The 18,704-nt window shown below is 44.9% G+C and carries 18 protein-coding genes and 1 other annotated feature (1 of these 19 running past the window's edge); of the genes, 3 read left to right on the top strand and 15 right to left on the bottom strand.

What is annotated here, in order from left to right; translation table 11 throughout:
• Window positions 1–29 (bottom strand) — a binding site (T-box leader) (it extends 199 nt beyond the left edge of the window).
• Window positions 30–95: 66 nt separating this feature from the next.
• The 4 genes from T525_RS0110320 to T525_RS0110305 all read right to left on the bottom strand — a co-directional run bounded on the left by T525_RS0110320 (window position 96) and on the right by T525_RS0110305 (window position 3,031).
• Entirely contained in the window at window positions 96–548 is a 453-nt protein-coding gene (locus T525_RS0110320) for an N-acetyltransferase (protein ID WP_027407142.1), read from the bottom strand.
• Between the two features lie 111 nt (window positions 549–659).
• Window positions 660–1,295: an endonuclease III gene (nth, locus tag T525_RS0110315; RefSeq protein WP_027407141.1), complete on the bottom strand. Its 636-nt coding sequence runs from the start codon at window positions 1,293–1,295 to the stop codon at window positions 660–662.
• Between the two features lie 27 nt (window positions 1,296–1,322).
• Window positions 1,323–2,684 carry a PFL family protein gene (locus T525_RS0110310; RefSeq protein WP_027407140.1) on the bottom strand — a complete coding sequence of 454 codons (1,362 nt, stop codon included), beginning with the start codon at window positions 2,682–2,684 and terminating at the stop codon, window positions 1,323–1,325.
• Between the two features lie 77 nt (window positions 2,685–2,761).
• Entirely contained in the window at window positions 2,762–3,031 is a 270-nt protein-coding gene (locus T525_RS0110305; RefSeq protein ID WP_027407139.1) for an ACT domain-containing protein, read from the bottom strand.
• Window positions 3,032–3,247: 216 nt separating this feature from the next.
• Between T525_RS0110305 and T525_RS0110300 the strand changes: the two genes are divergently transcribed.
• On the top strand, window positions 3,248–3,442 hold the full coding sequence (locus T525_RS0110300) for a DUF896 domain-containing protein (RefSeq protein ID WP_027407138.1): 195 nt from the start codon (window positions 3,248–3,250) through the stop codon (window positions 3,440–3,442).
• 154 nt (window positions 3,443–3,596) lie between these two features.
• Window positions 3,597–4,967 (top strand): pyruvate carboxylase subunit B, encoded by a 1,371-nt coding sequence (locus T525_RS0110295; RefSeq protein WP_027407137.1) that lies wholly within the window; start codon window positions 3,597–3,599, stop codon window positions 4,965–4,967.
• 80 nt (window positions 4,968–5,047) lie between these two features.
• On the opposite strand, the gene T525_RS0110290 is transcribed toward T525_RS0110295, so the two are convergent.
• The 7 genes from T525_RS0110290 to mnmA form a co-directional block, all read right to left on the bottom strand.
• Window positions 5,048–5,347, bottom strand: a complete 300-nt coding sequence (locus T525_RS0110290; protein WP_027407136.1) for a late competence development ComFB family protein — start codon at window positions 5,345–5,347, stop codon at window positions 5,048–5,050.
• 179 nt (window positions 5,348–5,526) lie between these two features.
• Window positions 5,527–6,270: an ABC transporter permease gene (locus T525_RS0110285; RefSeq protein WP_027407135.1), complete on the bottom strand. Its 744-nt coding sequence runs from the start codon at window positions 6,268–6,270 to the stop codon at window positions 5,527–5,529.
• Window positions 6,258–7,022: an ABC transporter ATP-binding protein gene (locus T525_RS0110280; protein WP_027407134.1), complete on the bottom strand. Its 765-nt coding sequence runs from the start codon at window positions 7,020–7,022 to the stop codon at window positions 6,258–6,260. Before T525_RS0110280 ends, T525_RS0110285 begins: the two co-directional genes overlap by 13 nt.
• A 24-nt stretch (window positions 7,023–7,046) precedes the next feature.
• On the bottom strand, window positions 7,047–7,985 hold the full coding sequence (locus T525_RS0110275; RefSeq protein WP_027407133.1) for a MetQ/NlpA family ABC transporter substrate-binding protein: 939 nt from the start codon (window positions 7,983–7,985) through the stop codon (window positions 7,047–7,049).
• 38 nt (window positions 7,986–8,023) lie between these two features.
• Complete coding sequence (locus tag T525_RS0110270) at window positions 8,024–8,878, bottom strand: hypothetical protein (protein ID WP_027407132.1); 855 nt, start codon at window positions 8,876–8,878, stop codon at window positions 8,024–8,026.
• 20 nt (window positions 8,879–8,898) lie between these two features.
• Window positions 8,899–9,951 carry a hypothetical protein gene (locus T525_RS14970; RefSeq protein WP_051533552.1) on the bottom strand — a complete coding sequence of 351 codons (1,053 nt, stop codon included), beginning with the start codon at window positions 9,949–9,951 and terminating at the stop codon, window positions 8,899–8,901.
• A gap of 30 nt (window positions 9,952–9,981) precedes the next feature.
• Window positions 9,982–11,058, bottom strand: a complete 1,077-nt coding sequence (mnmA, locus tag T525_RS0110260) for a tRNA 2-thiouridine(34) synthase MnmA (protein WP_027407131.1) — start codon at window positions 11,056–11,058, stop codon at window positions 9,982–9,984.
• Window positions 11,059–11,244: 186 nt separating this feature from the next.
• Between mnmA and T525_RS0110255 the strand changes: the two genes are divergently transcribed.
• A complete protein-coding gene (locus T525_RS0110255) occupies window positions 11,245–12,471 on the top strand; it encodes a nucleotidyltransferase family protein (protein ID WP_051533551.1) in 1,227 nt (408 codons plus the stop codon).
• A gap of 124 nt (window positions 12,472–12,595) precedes the next feature.
• On the opposite strand, the gene T525_RS0110250 is transcribed toward T525_RS0110255, so the two are convergent.
• The 4 genes from T525_RS0110250 to T525_RS16070 form a co-directional block, all read right to left on the bottom strand.
• Window positions 12,596–13,861, bottom strand: a complete 1,266-nt coding sequence (locus T525_RS0110250; protein ID WP_027407129.1) for an NAD(P)/FAD-dependent oxidoreductase — start codon at window positions 13,859–13,861, stop codon at window positions 12,596–12,598.
• Window positions 13,862–14,044: 183 nt separating this feature from the next.
• Window positions 14,045–15,229: a type III PLP-dependent enzyme gene (locus T525_RS0110245; RefSeq protein WP_027407128.1), complete on the bottom strand. Its 1,185-nt coding sequence runs from the start codon at window positions 15,227–15,229 to the stop codon at window positions 14,045–14,047.
• Between the two features lie 219 nt (window positions 15,230–15,448).
• A complete protein-coding gene (locus tag T525_RS0110240; protein ID WP_027407127.1) occupies window positions 15,449–16,828 on the bottom strand; it encodes a YjiH family protein in 1,380 nt (459 codons plus the stop codon).
• A gap of 423 nt (window positions 16,829–17,251) precedes the next feature.
• Window positions 17,252–18,651 (bottom strand): IS3 family transposase gene (locus T525_RS16070; RefSeq protein ID WP_156945588.1). Its coding sequence is split into 2 segments (ribosomal slippage): window positions 17,252–18,105 and window positions 18,105–18,651, totalling 1,401 coding nucleotides; the frame shifts between segments, so codons are not numbered across the junction.
• Between the last annotated feature and the right edge of the window lie 53 nt (window positions 18,652–18,704).

Genomic DNA, 18,704 nt, shown 5'->3' with positions numbered 1-18,704 from the left:
TGATTACTTCTCTCGCTCAATGCCTTTTCAATATGAACATGCTTTACACTTCATGTGCATAATTATAGCAATGTGAATTTTTAGTGTCAAGTAAATTATTCAAACAACATGGCAATTTCGTTGCAGTTAGGGAATTTAGGGCAATCAATACATTCCTTCCAGATCTTATGGGGAAGCTCATCCTTGCTGATTACCTTAAAACCGCATTTTTCGAAAAATTTCTCCTGATAGGTAAGGGTAAACACCTGGCTTATGCCCAGCTCCCTGCCTTCCTCAATGAGCCTGTGGACTATTTCTCTGCCAATCCCCCGACGACTATGGGCAGGGTCTACTGCCAGTGAACGAATTTCCGCCATAAACTCCCATGTAATATGAAGTCCCCCTACCCCAACAATGCCATCCTTTTCATCAATGGCCACAATCATGTCACGGAGAGATTCATAAAGAGCGTTACGGGAACGGGCCAGCATCAGCCCCTCCTCCGCATAATGGTTCACCAGCTCATATATTTCTTCTATATCTACAAATTTTGCCTTACGATAAATCAATTGCATCACTCCAAAACTCCACGCTACATTTCATTTCTTTATTTATTCATCACTTTACTTGGTTATTATGCCACATTATTATGCCACATTGTTCTGCCTTATTTTTGCCCCTTATTTTGCCTCATTGCTGGGACAAACCTCTGCCAGAGGGCACTCAGTACATAAAGGCTTTCTCGCCTTGCATATTTTACGCCCATGCCAAATAAGCCAATGATGGGCCTCTGACCACTTTTCCCTTGGAATGGCCTTCATAAGGCCTTGCTCCACCTCCATAGGAGTTTCCCCCGCCGCCAGCTTCAGACGGTTGGAAATGCGGAACACATGGGTATCCACCGCAATGGCCGGCCTGTTAAAAGCCACAGAGCTCACCACGTTGGCAGTCTTTCTCCCCACCCCTGGCAGCTTCAGCAGGGTATCAAAATCCTCCGGAACCTCCCCGTCAAATTCCTCCACCAATGTACGGCATGTGGCCATAATATTTTTTGCCTTGCTGCGAAAGAGACCGCAGTCACGGATTTCCTGCTCCAGAGCATCAATGCCCATATCGATAATGGACTGGGCATCTGGTGCCTTGGAAAAAAGGCGGGCCGTGGTAACATTTACCCTCTTATCTGTACACTGGGCAGACAAAATAACAGCTATAAGAAGCTCAAAGGAATTTTTGTATATTAGCTCGGGCTTTGCCCCTGCATAAATCTGCCCCAGTATTTCTATTTGCTTTTCCTTAATTTTTTTGGTTACTCTCATGGTTGTCACCAAAATTCCCTAGTATAATCAGTTGGTCAGACTGCGCAAAGGTGCCGGAATACGTCCCCCTCTGGCAATAAAGGCATCAGAGCTCCAACTGTTACGGACCTTGACAATAGGACAACGGCCCAACAAACCGCCAAATTCCACACTGTCTCCCACCTTCTTGCCTGGAACAGGAATAATACGGACAGCAGTGGTCTTGTTATTAATCATACCTATTGCAGCTTCATCTGCAATGATTCCAGATATGGTGGCGGCAGTAGTATCACCTTCAACAGCAATCATATCAAGGCCTACGGAGCATACGCAGGTCATGGCCTCCAGCTTCTCAATGGAAAGGGAGCCGCACTCAATGGCTTCAATCATGCCCTGGTCCTCGCTGACAGGAATAAATGCCCCGGAGAGACCGCCTACATGGGAGGATGCCATAAGTCCGCCCTTCTTCACTGCATCATTAAGAAGTGCCAAAGCCGCAGTTGTTCCCGGGGCACCGCAGCGCTCCAGACCCATTTCCTCCAATACGTTGGCAACGGAATCACCTACAGCAGGAGTTGGGGCCAAGGAAAGGTCAATAATGCCAAAAGGCACGCCCAGACGACGGGAGGCCTCACGGGCCACCAGCTGGCCCACACGGGTAATCTTAAAGGCAGTCTTCTTAATGGTTTCAGCCACCTCAGTAAAATCTGCTCCCTTAATATCCTCCAGGGCGTGCTTAACCACACCCGGACCGCTGACACCTACACTGACCACCTTTTCAGCTTCATTTACCCCATGGAAGGCACCGGCCATGAAAGGATTATCCCCAGGGGCATTGCAGAACACCACCAGCTTGGCGCAGCCCAAGGCATCCTGATCCCTGGTCAGCTCTGCAGTCCGCTTGATGACCTCCCCCATCTGACGTACACAGTCCATATTAATACCAGCCTTGGTGGAACCAAGATTTACAGATGAGCATACTACATCAGTTGTGGAAAGTGCCTGCGGAATTGAGTCAATAAGAATCTTATCCCCCTTGGTGAAGCCCTTGTCCACCAGGGCAGAGAAACCTCCAATAAAGTTTACGCCAACCTCTTTTGCAGCCTTGTCCAAAACCTCTGCCACAGGGACATAGGAATCTGTTTCGCAGGCCTCGGCGGCTATAGCAATAGGAGTTACGGAAATACGCTTATGAATGATAGGAATACCATACTGAGCCTCGATATCCTCACCGGTCTTTACCAAAAACTCAGCACTTTTTGTAATTTTGTCATACACGTTCTTGCAGAACTGGTTAATATTGGGATGAGCGCAATCACGGAGGGAAATACCCATGGTAATGGTACGTACATCCAGCTTGTTCTCCGTAATCATACGGTTTGTTTCCAAGATATTGTCAATTGTAATCACTAAACAGACCTCCAACATGCTCAAAGCTCACATACATCTTAAACAGCCAAATTAATTATACATTATGCATATTTTTATTATACGTTATGCATAATATTGAAGATTTCCTGGTTCTGAACCTTGATTTCAAGATTCATCTCCTGCCCCTTCTCCTTAAGCTCCTTTTGAATGTCTGCCAATTTAACAGATTTGTCGGTTAGCTCCGCCATCATAATCATGTTAAAAAAGCCATCCACGATATTCTGGTTTACGCTGGTAATATTTACCTTCTTGGCAGCCAAGATATTACTTACATTGGCAATAATGCCTACCTGGTCTTTTCCAAAGATAGTTACTACTAATTTCATAATCGTATTCGCTCCCTTTAACCAATTTTTCTGTAATGGATTATCTTTACAGTATTTTATGATTATACCATATTATTGATTATTTATTAACACTTTTCTTGAACATCCCGTGGGCAAATTTCCATTAAATAAAGAAAATGAGCTGAATGGAAATATTTGAATAATTGGGGTATAATATCCCAGTATTTGGTTTGACATACATAATTAGGAGGAAACATGATTACCAAGGAATTAATTGAAGAGATAAATGCACTTTCCAGAAAGCAGCGCTCAGTGGGCCTTACCCCTGAGGAAAAGGAGCGCCAGACCCAGCTTCGCCAGGCCTATTTGGTAAGCTTCCGTGAAAATATGAAATCCGTTCTGGACAATATTGAAATTGTGGATGAGCTGCCAAAAAATATGCAGCACTGATTTAGTAGCGAAGGGCATTAATTGGTATTAATTTATCCCGAATTTGTTTGACAAAATTTATCATACAACTTATACTTGAATTAAAGATTGCTTAAGGGGATAAGCAATATATTTCGGGGAATTTAATATTATATTTTTAAGGAGATGTTATAATATGTCAAATCCAGTAAAAATTACTGAAACCGTTCTCCGTGACGCCCATCAGTCACTGTTGGCAACCCGTATGCGTATAGGTCAGATGCTTCCTCAGCTGGAGGCCCTTGACAATATAGGCTACAACGCTCTTGAGGCTTGGGGCGGTGCTACCTTCGACAGCTGCCTCCGCTTCCTGAATGAGGATCCATGGGAGCGCCTTGATACTCTTAAGGCCCATCTCAAGAAGACCCCTATCCAGATGCTGCTGCGTGGCCAGAATCTGCTGGGTTACAACCACTACTCTGACGATGTGGTACGTGCCTTCGTTAACAAGGCTTCCGAGCATGGTGTTGGCGTATTCCGTATTTTCGATGCACTGAACGATGTAACTAATCTCCGTACGGCTATTGATGCCGCTCTTAAAGCAAAAGAGAAGCCACATGTACAGGGCTGTCTCGTATACACCATCAGCCCATTCCATACCAACCAGACCTTCGTTGATCTGGCAATTGAGCTGAAGAAGATGGGTGTTCATTCCATCTGTATCAAAGATATGTCCGGCCTGTTGAAGCCTTATGTAGCTGAGGATTTGGTTAAAAAGCTGAAAGAACAGGTTGGTCTCCCTATCGAGCTTCATACCCACTACACCTCCGGTTTTGGTTCCATGACTTATCTGAAGGCTATTGAGGCTGGCGTTGACATTATTGACTGCGCACTGTCCCCATTGGCTAACGATACTTCCCAGCCTTGTACTGAGACCATGATCGCTACTCTGGAGGGTCTGGAGAGAGATACCGGTCTTGACCGTCAGGCTATGGAGCCTATCGCAAAGCACTTCCTGGGTGTTAAGAAGGAAATCATGAAGGAGTTCAACCTCCCTGGTTACTTCGATGTTAATCCAAAGGTATTGGATTTCCAGATTCCAGGCGGTATGCTTTCCAACATGGTTAACCAGCTGAAGGAAATGGGCGCAGCTGACAAGTATCAGGAGCTGCTGGATGAGATGCCTAGAGTTCGTGAAGACCTTGGCTTCCCACCACTTGTAACGCCTTCTTCCCAGATTGTTGGTACCATGGCTACAATGAACGTAATTATGATGGCCAATGGCCAGCCACGCTACACCATGGTTCCTAACGAGGTTAAGGACCTGGCCCGTGGTAAGTTTGGTAAGACTCCAAAGCCAGTTAAGGAAGAAGTTCTCAAGGCTATGAAGATTAAGCCTGAGGATATGATTACCGACTGTGCTGTAGCTGATGCCAAAGAGCCAAAGGTAGCAGACTTCAAGAAGGAACTGGCCGAAAAGGGCTATCCAAATGCTTCCGATGAGGATGTACTGTCCTATGCTCTGTTCCCACCAGTTGCACTGGAATTCTTCAAGAACAACAGATAATATATCCACATATATCAATACTCTATGCTAACTAAAAAGGCCTATCGCATTTGCGATAGGCCTTTTAGATTACCAAACAATTACAGAACATTGCCTTTCTTCTTCACAACCTCATGGTGCGGGTTAGTCATAACCATGTCTGCTGCTTTCTTTACGATACAAAGCAGCTCAACCTGATTACCCTGGTCAAAAGCCTTCAGCTTGCTGAGCACCTCTCCTCTGGATGTACTAACATACTTTGGCTTCATGGAATTCAATGTAATCGCCTTAATATCAGCTACACACTGCTCACAGCGACATACCCCCGGAATGCTGTCCAAAGTCTTGTCCAGATACTGGTCTACAAAGATTTCCACCACGTTCTTCACTTCAACAGCCATTTCCTATCCCCCTTTCATTGTTTGGCATAAAATTCTCTCTTTTTCCCGCCTTTTGTAGAATTATTACTATAACTATTTTAACTATATATTTTTATATATAGCTATTATACTGCATAATACATACGAAATTCATCAGACCAAAAGTCTCATGCCATAATCCTCTATACCTTAGTTATAGCTTATTTATACTGCCAATGGCAAGCATTTCTTTCAATAAGATCTATAGTAGTAAAAAGGATGAGCCCCAGAAGGCTCAGTACCACAATCCCCGAGTACATCTCCAGATAATTTACCCTGAGCCAGGCATCCATAATGAAATATCCCATTCCATACTGTGTGCCAAAGGTCTCAGTGAAGAACAATACGGAGATTGCCGTGGCAAGAGCAACCCTTATTGCTGTAATAAACTTTGGCAATGATGCCGGCCACAGCACCTCAAAGAAAATATCCTTAAAGGAAGCCCCAAGGGAATATAAAGGATAATAGGTTTCGTTGGGAATGGCCCTGATACCGTCACGGACTGCCACCACCACCTGAAACACTATAATAAGAAATATCATAAATACCTTTGAAAGCTCCCCCACCCCAAACAACAGCATAAGTATAGGCAGCAGGGCAATCTTCGGAATTGGATATGTAAGATAAACAACGGGGGCCAAAAAGCGATCCGTCTGGGGAAAATATCCCATTATCACCCCTAAAGGCAATCCCACGGCCACTGCCAAAAGCAATCCCGCCCCAATACGCCATAAGCTGTATAAGCTGTGAATGGCTATATATTTCATAAATATGTCCGCCAGATTTTCCACCACCAGAACCGGGGATGGAATAATAGGCAGATCCACCAGCTTTGATACCACAAACCACACCAGGGTCAGCACCACCGCCGCCAGAAGATACCATGCGCTCACTAATTTTCCCATGCCTGATTCCAGTCCTTCTTAATAGAATTTTTCAGCTTTAAGCTCATTTCGAAGAATTCAGGATTCTGACGAATATCCTTGCCCCCGAAAAGAGGATTTTCCACAATGCGGTTAATATTGCCGGAGCTGGCTGACAATACGGCAATTCTCTGTCCAAGATACAGGGCCTCCTCCACATAGTGGGTTACAAAAATAGTGGAAACATTGTTTTTCTGCCACAACTTCAAAAAAATGTCCTGCATTTCTTCCCTTGTAATGGCATCAAGGGCAGAGAAAGGCTCATCCATCAACAGCACATCAGGCTGCAGGGCAAAGACTCTGGCCAAAGCAACCCTCTGCTGCTGGCCGCCGCTAAGCTCCGTAGGATAACGGTGCCCCAGCCCCTCGATGCCCAACTGGCGCATTAGCTTCTTTAAAACCTTGCGGTCAAGAAGCTCCGGTGCCCGCTTTATCTTCATGCCAAGCCTTATATTGTCTATCACTGTACGCCAAGGAAGCAGACCATAATTCTGGGGCATAAAGCCAATGGTCTGCTTTTTGGGATTAACCTCATCCCCATTAATTTTGATGGTACCCTCATACTCCGGAATAAGGCCCGCAATAGCCTTCAGCAACGTGGACTTGCCACAGCCGGAGGGGCCAATAACCGCCAGAGTGCCACCCTCGGGAATTGTGAGATTAATCCCGGATATAGCCGTGTAGACATCGCTATCAGATTTATAATTTACTGATAAATTTTCAATACTAATCATGGCTGAAACCAACTATACAAATAATTACTTCAACAAATCAACCACAAGGTCCTTGAAGGAGAATTCCTGCTTAATCAGTCCCTTGGAATTCATCCACTTCATGCAGTCAATAACATCCTTCTCCTGAGGAAGACCTGCTTCACGATACTTAGGAAGCTTCAGAGCAGTCTTGGCAACTGCCGGGAAGCCGCTCTTTTCAATAATAAGATCCATATATTCATCCTGAGGATGCTCGTTAAGATACTTTACAGCCTTGTTGTAAGCGCGATAGAAGGCCTGAAGCTCAGCCTTTTTGTTGTCCACGCATTTAGCGGTAAACATCATAACACCAGGGTTGATGCCCAGCTGCTCGGAATCAGTTACAAACTTGCAGCCGTTGGCCACTGCAATACTTCCCATTGGCTCAGGGAGGGTTGCTGCTGCCAGCTTGCCGTTCTGGAGCATTTCCAGACGGGTTGGAATCTGAGGAATAACAACCTTGTTAATGCTGTCTTCCTTCATATTCTGAGATACGGAAATCTGGTCAGTTACATACTCAATAATGGTATTCTTTGATACTGCCACATCCTTGCCAACCAGATCCCTTGGACTGGATACAGCCTCATTCTTGCCGGCAATAAGCTTGTAATCACCATCAGTATATGAAGTAACCTTAACATCAAAGCCACCGCTCTTGGCAAAGGCGACTGCCAGAAGGTCAGAAATGGCACCATCAAGATTGCCGCTCTGGAGAGCCGCATCACGGTCCATGGCACTCTTAAACTGCTGAATTTCAACCTTCAGGCCTTCCTCGGTAAAATAGCCCTTCTCCTGAGCAATGATAATTGGCACAGAATCAATATCCGGCATTACGCCAACGGTTACAGTCTGCAGTTCCTTATCTGCCTGCTTGCTGCCACAGCCCGCAGCCATTACAGCAAATACACAAATCAGTGATATGGCCAATAATAAATACTTTTTCAATGTAAAAACCTCCAAAAGTTAATATCTGTTTAACCAAATTATATAATATCCTTGGCTACTGACATCCCCATCTCCACATAGTGAAGAATACTGTCAATGAGCCCCTTGTTTTCGTTGTAAACCCGCTCAGCCTCTTCCTTGGTTTTCATAGCCTTCTGGCGCATGGCCTCCAGCTCATCCAGCTGGCGGTTTACCTCCTCATAGGTCTCCTTGGCCTCCTGAATGGAACGGTTAATCTCCTCCACCTTGCTCAGGGCCTGCTCCTCTTCCTTGGCAGATTCCTTGGCCGCCTTTTCATCCTTGGCTTCCTTGCCGGTGAACTTGTCAATAACCTTCTCGGCTCCGGACTTCTCCTTCTTTTCCTTGTCAATCTGCTCATTCTTGCCCTTCAGCTTGTCAGCCTCTGACTTTGCCGCCTGCTGCTGGGCCTCAAGATCCTTGATACGCTGATCCAGCTGTTTCTTTTTGGTGCTAAGGTCATTCTGTTTTCCCTCGGCAGCCTTGGCCTCCCTATCTGAAAGCTCCTGCTGGGTCTTCAGCTGGGTTTCCCTGCTGGTCTGTTCACTCATATATCCGGAAATGAACAATCCAGCCAACAAGGCCACCACAAAGGCCAGAATAAGGGTAAATGCCATTTTGCCTTTGCCGCTCTTTTTAGGAGGCTTGGGCATCTGCTGATGATAATTGGCACCATTATTTGGCTGCTGATAATAATTGGCCCCATTGTTGGCTTGCTGATGGTAATTTGCACCATTATTGGCCTGCTGTCTGTTATTGACATTTACAGGCTCCAGCCGCCTCACCTGATTATAATTAATCAGCTGTGTTTTCTGGTCCGCCATATCATCTGTTACCCTTGGTATGGGCTGGGTCTTATCAAAATTGTCGCTCATTTACTTACTCATCCTTACAATTATTTAATGTGTGAATTTACCTGTCTGGTAAGAAGCTCTGCTTCCTTCTCCAGGGTCTTGGCCTGTTTCAGGGCAGCATCGGCCGTTCTTATGGTGGAAGCATTTTTGTCATCCATCCACTTGGCATAGCCCTTGGCATATTCTATGTGCAAATCGCAGATCTTTATTCTAAGTCTGTGGAGAGTTCCCGCTGCCGGTGGAACGCTCATGGCCTCCAGCTCGCCCTTTCTGGCCTGCCACTCAGGAATTACCTTGTCTTCCATAATATTCCTAAGCTCTTTTCTGGTATCAGAACTGCCAAGGGAACCACCATTAAGGACATTGCTTATATCCTGCTCCAGAGACATTATCTTGGCATCGTGATTGGACATGATGGTAGCAGACTTGTCAAGATAATCCTTCACGTGGTCACGGCGTGAATGATTAACCATGGTAACAAAATCCTTCAGATTGGTGATTTCATAAAGCTGCCAGCCGCCGTCATCCTTTTTCACCAATTCCATATCAAGGATAAATTCCTCGTTGGCCTCCTCCTGGAATACCCGAACCTTGGCAACAGCAGTACCATTATCGTTGTCCACAGCCATACTGTCCATTTTTCTGAAGGAGGTCGCCCCAAGACCAGACTTTTTAACAACCATATCTGCGTCTATGTTCCCCATCCCCTCAAAGCTGTTGTTGTCCTTGGTCCACTGGCCATATTCAATGTAGTTGTCAATGGCCATCTGAAGACTCATGGTAACTGGCGCCTTAAACATGCGGCTGAAGCTGCTGACAGCGTCCTTGGCCTCCCCCACCGCAGGTATACTGGCATCCACCAGACCGTCCAGCAATGCATCACTGCTGGTATCCAGAAGATGGTCAAAATCTATATATTTCTTAATCTTGTCCTTGTCGTGATTCTCGAAGCACTCCTGAATCATCTTTATAGTATATTCCGGCGTATTGGTATAATAGGACGCATACCACCAAACACCGCCAACAGCAGCCACTACGGCCACTGCCAAAACAGCAAATAGTCTGTACTTTACAGATTGTGCAAAGCTGCTCATACCATTCACTTCCCCTTATATATGTAAATATTATTTAACAATAATTCCGCCGCCCACAACCTGGTCTCCATCATAGAAAACCACGGACTGCCCTGGCGTAACAGCTCTCTGTGGAGCATCGAAGGTAACCTTTACCCTGCCGTTATCAAGAGCAGAAACAACTCCCATTCCTTCTCTTGCACCATAGCGAATGCGGGCATTCACCTTAACTGGTTCAGTCAATTCATCAAAGGCCAGCCAGTTCATATTTTCAGCAATAAGACTTTCCGCAAATACTGCCTGATTATTGCCTACCACCACCTGATTTTTTTCCATATCCAGCTTTACCACGTAAAGAGGCTCCGGATAGGCAATGCCAAGCCCCTTGCGCTGACCAATGGTATAAAGGGGTACTCCCTCATGGCGGCCCAGCACATTGCCCTCAAGATCCACAATATCCCCTGGCTTCAGGCACTGGGGACGGAACCTTTTCAGCATGGCCTTGTAATCATCATCGGGAACGAAGCAAACCTCCTGGCTTTCTGCCTTCTGGGCCACCACCAGACCGTATTTTTCTGCCAGCTCCCGTGTTTTAGTCTTGGTCAATTCCCCCAAGGGTAAAATAATATGCTTTAAAACATCCTGTTTTATGCGATACAGGGCGTAGGACTGGTCCTTATGCTTGTCCACGCCGGTATAGAGGCCATATCTGCCATTCTCATCCTGTCTGATGCGGGCGTAATGGCCAGTGGCAAAATAATCAGCCCCCAGCTCCCGGGCCTTATTTAAAAGAGCCCCAAACTTTATCTGAGGATTACAGGCCACACACGGATTTGGGGTACGGCCCCTGGCATATTCATCAAGGAAATAATCAATAACCTTGGTTTTAAACATATCCCGAAAATCAGCCACATAATGCTGAATTCCCAACTGCTCAGCAACTCTTTGTGCATCCTTTACAGAAACCAGCGCTGCCGCCTCAGCCTCCGGAGAAAGACAAAATCCACGCCCTTCATCACTAAGGCGCATGGTAATGCCGATAACCTCATAACCCTCTTCTTTTAAAAGAGTAGCTGTAAGGGAGCTATCAACACCACCGCTCATGGCCACAGCCACTTTTTTCTTCATATATAAAACCTCCTAAGGAAACTTGCATACCTTATACACCTATTTTATTATACGACTATTATTGGGATTTTTCCATTTTATGAAAAAATATCCCCCACGCCATTTATGATTCCTTTTATCTCTGCTAAAATGAGATTTGTGCAGTGAGTTTTTACTAAGGAATTACTATCCTCCATGGAGAAAATCATGATTACGGGAATAATTGCAGAATACAATCCATTTCACAATGGACATCTTTATCAAATAAATAAAATCAGGGAAATCTTGGGAGCCGATACCCGTATAATTGCCTGTATCAGCGGTGGTATTACCCAGCGGGGGGAACTGCCAATACTTGACAAGTGGCAGCGGGCCGCCCTTGCGGTACAAAATGGTGCCAATCTTGTATTGGAAATCCCATCTCTTTTTGCCTGCCGCAGTGCCCAGCATTTTGCCTTTGGAGGCGTTTCCCTTTTGCATCAGTTGGGTGTGGTGGACAAATTGGCCTTCAGTACAAAGTACCCTGATATTGATACGCTGCACAAAGCCGCCTCAATAAATGTTGCAGACCAAAGGGACAAGCTTCTGTCCCTATTGAAGCAGGGCAATTCCTATGCGGCTGCCACAGCCCAAATTATTTCTGATCTCACCGGCACGGATATTGATATTCTGAAGGAACCCAATACTATTTTGGCCATAGAATATTTAAAGGCACTAAAAGAGTTTGATTCCAGTATTGAAATTATGCCAATTAAACGAATGGGCACCTCCCACAATGACATGGAAGCTGTGGGGGAATATGCCAGTGGCACCGCCATACGAAAAATGGTTGCCCTGGCAAAAGAGGAGGAGCTTAAGAAAGTGGTGCCAGATTCCACCTTCAGTTTGATATCACAGCTTACGTCAAATGACATAGGTTCTTTGGAAAAGCTTTATCCTACCCTACAATTAAAAATTTTACATTCATCTCCTGAAAAACTTAGGGAAATATATTCCATAAATGAGGGAATCGAATACAAGCTAATAGAGGCAGCTTCCGCCCCCACCCTTGCAGAATTTACCAACAAGCTTATTGGCAAGCGCTATCAAAGAACAAGAATCAACCGTCTCATTCACTGCCTTCTTTTGGATATTAACAAAGAGCTTATGGATGAGGCGGATAACACAGGGGTAGCTTATATCAGAGCTCTTGCCTTCGACAATATTGGCCGGGATATAATAAAGAAAATAAAAAAGGCGGCTTCCATACCAGTTATTACCAAAATAACCCAGTATATCAACCGTCGTGATTTTATTGGCAAAAACATGCCGGAGGCCCTCCACAAACAACTGTATTATGATATTCAGTACAACAATCTTTATCAGCTGTGCCAAAACGCCCCGAAGCTGAACAGAGATTTTACCATGTCACCAGTTTTTATCGACAGGGATTAAGCAAGATATTTGCTTACAATATTTACCTACTATATTTTCTTAAAAAAATGTCGCCAGACTGTTTTAATGACAGCTCGGCGACATTTTTGTTTCATACTAAGATTTATTTTTTTCAGGCCGTTGTTTATTTTTCCAGCTCTTCAAATTTGATATTGGTAATGATTCGTCCCAGACGGGCACCGGAAATAAAGTTCCAGAACCATTTTGTACCCACGGTAATATCCTCGTGGGCCCCCTCAAGACGCATGAGATGGAGGAACATCCAAATTAACCAGGCAAAGAATCCCCCGGTCTTAAGAATGCCCCAGGAAACCACGGCCTCGCAGCGGCCAATGGTGGCCATGCTGCCATAATCCTTGTAAACAAACTCCTGAAGCTTTTCCCCCTTAATCATGCGCATGATATTGTCCACAGCTACCCTGGCCTCCTGATTGGCCACTGGGGCCACTGTTGCCAGAGGCCTGCCATCCTGAAGGAAATGGGCATTATCGCCAATGGCGAAAATCTCAGGATATCCAGGCACCTGCAGAGTCTTTTCCACGATTACGCGGCCAGCCCTGTCACACTCAGCCCCAATGGTGGATACCAAATCGTGGGCCCGGACACCAGCCGCCCAGATTACAGTCTTGCTTGGAATAAAGGTACCGTCCTTTAACGTGAGTCCGTCCTCGCTGCAGTCTGCCACCTGGGTATTCAGCATTACCTCAACGCCCTTTTTCCTCAATACGTCCAAAGTATACTTCTGGAGATTTTCAGGCATCATAGGCAATACCCTGTCAGTGGCCTCAATGAGCTTTATGCTCACTTCATCAAAGTTAAGATTAGGATAATCCAGCTTCTGGACAGCCACCAGCTCCGCCAGTGCCCCGGCTTCCTCCACACCAGTAGGACCACCGCCTACACATACAAAGGTAAGCATTTTGCGGCGTTCCGCTTCGCTGTCCTCCTGCTTATTGGCACGCTCAAACATGTGAAGGGCGTGATTTCTTATATGAAGGGCCTCCTGAATGGTCTTCATACCATAGGAGTATTTCTCCACATTCTTCATGCCAAAGAAATTATTGGTGGCACCGGCCGCCACAATAAGGTAATCATAGGAAATATCCCCATGGTTTGTGTGGAGAATCTTATTCTTGCCGTCAATGCCGGTGGCCTTGGCCATAAAGAGATCCATATTCTTCCGCTTGCGGAACATGGCCCTAACAGGGAAGGAAATATCATCTGTGGAAAGCACCGCCGTGGATAACTGGTACAACAGTGGCTGAAACAGATGATAATTTGTTCTGTCCACCCAGGTAATCTTTACGTTTTTATTCTTAAAAGCCTTCATGGCAGCCACGCCGCCAAAGCCTGCACCAACTATAACAACATGAGGTAATTTCTCAGCCAATATATATCGCTCCTTTTCGCTATTACTATTAGGATAGATTATTATACCACATCTTTGCAATAAATTAAACATATATAAAATACCGCTAATCTGATCAATTAAATAATCAAATTAGCGGTAAATAAATCACATATATAATCTGTTAATTGGCCACTTATTTCTTATAATCGGCCAATTTTCCTTTTAAATGGCCACATCGCCCGTTGCTTCCTCAATCTCCTCAGAGGTTCTGGCAGCGTACTCAGGCTGCTCCTCAAAAATATAGTTCGGAGCCAGCTCGAAGCCATTAAAGCGGGTGGCACTGACACTGGTATATGAACCCATTTCAGTTACCAATACCCTGTCCCCCACAGACAGCTTTGGTGCCATAAAATCACGATAAAGCACATCTATGCCGTCACAGCTTGGACCACCAAAGGTAGATGCCTTAAGGGGACCCTTGCCAAAGCAATGCAGCGGATATGTCCAATGGTCGTACATAATTCCGGAGAAGCAGCCATAGATACCCTCATCAAGAATATACCAAGGATTGCCTCCACGGTTCTTGGTGCCAATTACAGAAGCCACAAGGTTTACGGCTGTGCCGCACATAAAACGTCCCGGCTCCATCCACACTTTAGTATCAGGGAAGAGACGTTCAATCTGATGATTGATGGACTCCATCATGGCTGCCAGATTCACACCCAGGCCATTGGCATCGGGAATCGGGAAGCCGCCGCCGATATCCAAATCGGTCAGGTGCATACCACGAGCCTCAGCCTCATCGAAAAGATTACGAACTAAGAGCAATGCCTCTTCATAAGCCGCCGTAGAAAGGGACTGGCTGCCTACATGAAAGCAAATGCCCCTGGCATGAAGGCCGGCCTTCTCAGCCTGCTCCAAAAGATCCAGTGCCTCATCCATTGGTGCCCCGAACTTGGTATTCAGATCCACCAGTGCCTTGTTGTTGCGGACCTGAATACGGATCAGCACATCAGCCCCCGGAACAGCATCAGCCATCTTTGGAATCTCGGATTCATCATCAAAGGTAAAGCGATTTACTCCATGGTCCACAGATGCCTGCAAGCCCTTGGCGTCCTTAACAGGATTGGCGTAAATCATGCGGGAACCATCAACCCCCAGCTCTGCCAGTGCTTCAATTTCACCGGCGGAGGCCACATCAAAATGGGAGCCCATTTCAGAGAGCATCTGCAGAACCTCAGGAGTAGGGTTTGCCTTAATAGCGTAATATACACCAGCCCGAGGCAAATGGGTCCGCAGGAAGCGGTAGTTCTCTGCCACCTTATCCAGTGATGTTACCAGAAACGGGGTCTGAATCCGTTCTGCCATTGCGTTCATTTCCTTTTCGGTAAGTCTGAAACTCTTCATATCACATTAACACGACCTTTTCTTTAAAAATTTTGCTTATTCAGCAGAAGATATACATTTAGATTATACCTACTATAATATAATAATCTTCCAGAGTGTATTTTATTACATTCCGGGCCATTCCACAACAAAAAAATACAGATTTTTGCATTTTTTTGCAAACATTGACAAATTAAAGAGGGACTGTTTCCAGCCCCCCTTTTGGAATAATGTATGAATTTACAAAGTTTTGGATATAAATGCCAATAATGGCAATGCTATTACAGTACGCTCCAGGAAAATAACAAAGAGGCGCTTCATATCAAGGCCCACATTGGACTTGACAATGATGCTCCCCACCTCGGTGAGGTAAATAATCTGCACCAAAGACAGCCCTGCCACCAAAAAGCGGGTCTGCTCAGGCAGGTCCGGACTTGTAATAAGAGCCGGAATGAACATATCGATGAAGCCCACCAGAGTTGCTGGTGCTATATCAAAGGCCCCCTCAACCCCAAGGAAGCTCATATAAGCCCCCATAGGGTAGGAAATCCACTGCATAATGGAGGTCTCATTAACCAGCAGGGAGCCCAGGGTACCCCAGGCAATAACTATTGGAATAAGGTCCATAATAATGCCGATGGTCATTTTGCCCGCAGCATCAAGGGCATTCATGAAGCTGAATTTCTTGGCCCGCTTCATGGCAGCCATCCAGGCCCAGCCCACAAGGGACGTGGCTTCAGGCACTTCCTCATTAATATTTTTCTCCCCGCAATATTCATCCGGAATCTTGGACAAAGGCGGAATACGAACCCCTATCATGGCCAACAGAAGACCAATGGCAGTAACGGAACCATAAAGGAGCAGGAAATGACTGGTTACATTCAATGTCTCGGCAATTACCATGCAGAAAGGAATGGAAACCAGAGAGAAATTGGTCATAATGGAAGCGGCCTCCCGCTTGCTGTAATAACCGTTCTGATGCTGGTTGCCGGTAATAAGCACCGCCGTATTGGAGGAGGCCAGCCAAGAGGCAATCAAATCCACGGAAGCACGGCCAGGCACTTTAAACAATGGGCGAATCAACGGCCTCAGAATTATGCCCATGAACTCCATGATACCGCAATCTGTAAGAAAAGGAAGCACGAAGCTAAGAGTAACGGCAATAGCAATCAGAGTCTGGGCCAGGGAAACCATGCTGGCACCCACGTCTTCACTGCGCACAGCCTCAGGACCCACCTCAAACACAACGCAAATGGTTACTGCCAGGGCAATAAGACGGGTCAGGGTATAGGGCTTTGAAACGAACATCAAAGGGAAAATCCAACTGAATCTGCCTGATTTCTGAATTTTCCAGAAGCAGCCCACCAAAGCACTTACAGCAGAAAATACCACCACCACCGTAAGAAGCCAAGGTATATTTTCCTGAATGCCCTTATCAAGTGCCTCTGTCAGCACGCTGAGAGCTGTATTATATGTTCCTCCCGTGGTATCCCATGGAAATAAAAACATAAAGCATCCAAATAATGAACACCCTAAAAATTTAAAAACGTCCAAAATGGTATAGCCATTTTTCGCTTCTTCCTGCTTAACGACTTCCTGATTTTCCACCATAGCCTGCATAAATATCCCTTTCGTGTATAAATAAATTATTGTAATTTTTCCATATTCATGAAATTCACATAAAATTAATTTTTATCCATCAATTATGGGGTAATAGTGAATTTTCATTCAAAACACCAACGCATAATATAATACATTAATATGGAAATTTATGCAATGAATAATTAACATAAAAAAATACCGTCAGAGGGAAATTCCCTCCGACGGCATATCAAAGTGTACGTTATTAGATCATAAAGTTTGCTTTATCAGATTTTATTGAAATTTTCCTTATTTTCCTGTTCTGCCACGTACTGGAACAACAAATGTATATACTTCTTACATTATATATAATGTAGTAAAACAGGCCCCTGAGAACTACTTGTAGTGACCCCATAAAGTTAGACCTTAACGGTAGTAGCAATTATTTGCTGCTACCGTTTTTTATGCTGCGGCATGACGTAAACGGTAGTCGACTGGGCTGAGCCATCCCAGCTTAGCTTTGATTCTTTGTTTATTGTAGTATGTGATGTAATGTCGGATTGCTCGTTCCAGTTCGTCAAAGCTGTGATAGGTATGTCCATAATAGATTTCCTGTTTTAGTAGGCCAAAGAAATTTTCCATCACGCTATTATCCAGACAGTTTCCCTTGCGAGACATGCTTTGAAAGATACGTTCTTCTCTTAATCGGTCTATATAATTTCTCATTTGATAGGGCCAGCCCTGGTCTGAATGGAATGTCCGACGGTAAGGGCAGTCACTGGTAATGTCAATTGCTTTCTCTAAAGCAGACATAATACCTTGTGATGATGGTCGTTTCGTGATACTAAAACTAATGATTTCACGATTATAAAGGTCAAGAAACGGATCTAAATATGCTCTGCGAGTGATAATATTCCCTTTGCTGTCAATCTCATAATACTTGAATTCAGTGGTATCTGTGGTGATTTTCTGATGTGGAATACATGTATCAAAGCGGCGACGTAGCCGATTTGGTGCAACGTGCCCAATAGTTCCTTTGTAAGAATTATATTTGCGGCTTTTGTGGGCAAATGATTTTACCTGTAATCCCAATTTCTGAACAAGACGTTGGACCTTCTTATGATTGACTAAAAAGCCCTCTTGGCGGAGCTTGCCATAAATTCGACGATAACCGAAGTCCTTGTCGCTCTGCCGAATTGCTTTGATTTTTGCCTCTAATTCGGCATCCGGATTTTCCCGGTCAAATCGCTTCTGCCAATACATATAGGTGGCTTTTGGAAGTTTAATAGCTGCAAGGATATCTTTTAATTTGAATGATCCTCGGAGACTGTGGGCGATCCTTGCTTGCGCTTCTGCGCCTCTTGCTCCAGGCGCAATCTCCTCAGTTCTTTTAAATAGGCTACCTCAATGCGTAGCTTGAGATTTTCTTCTTCTAGCTGCTTAAGTCTCTCATCTTGATTAATATTACATTCAGGTGTAATGCTGGTTTTGTCTGGCACCTTTGGCCGCCTGCCTTTCCGTTGCGGTTTGAGACCTTCTATACCAACAGCACGATAGCGTCGAACCCAGTTTACTAAAATCCCGTCAGATTTTAATTTAAGTTGAAGTGCTAAATCTTGGTAAGACATCTCTGTACTTAAATATAACTCTACAGCATGTAACTTGAATTGGAAAGAATATGTTTCATTTTTTCTTGACCGTTGAAGTCCTTTTTCCCCCATTACCCGATATTTTGCAACCCAAAATTGAATACGTTTTTTGTCAGGTATACCATATTTGTGGGCTAAAGCATGGTATCCGATATCCCCTTTCAAATATTCCTGAACTATCTTCAATTTGAATTCAACACTGTATTTTGCCATAAAAAGACCCCCATAAGTTAGATTACTTAGTCTAACTTATGGGGGTCTCTACA

This window comes from Anaerovibrio sp. RM50 (assembly GCF_000622005.1).
Taxonomy (GTDB): Bacteria; Bacillota; Negativicutes; order Selenomonadales; family Selenomonadaceae; genus Anaerovibrio.
This window is presented reverse-complemented; position numbering and strand designations above follow the sequence as displayed.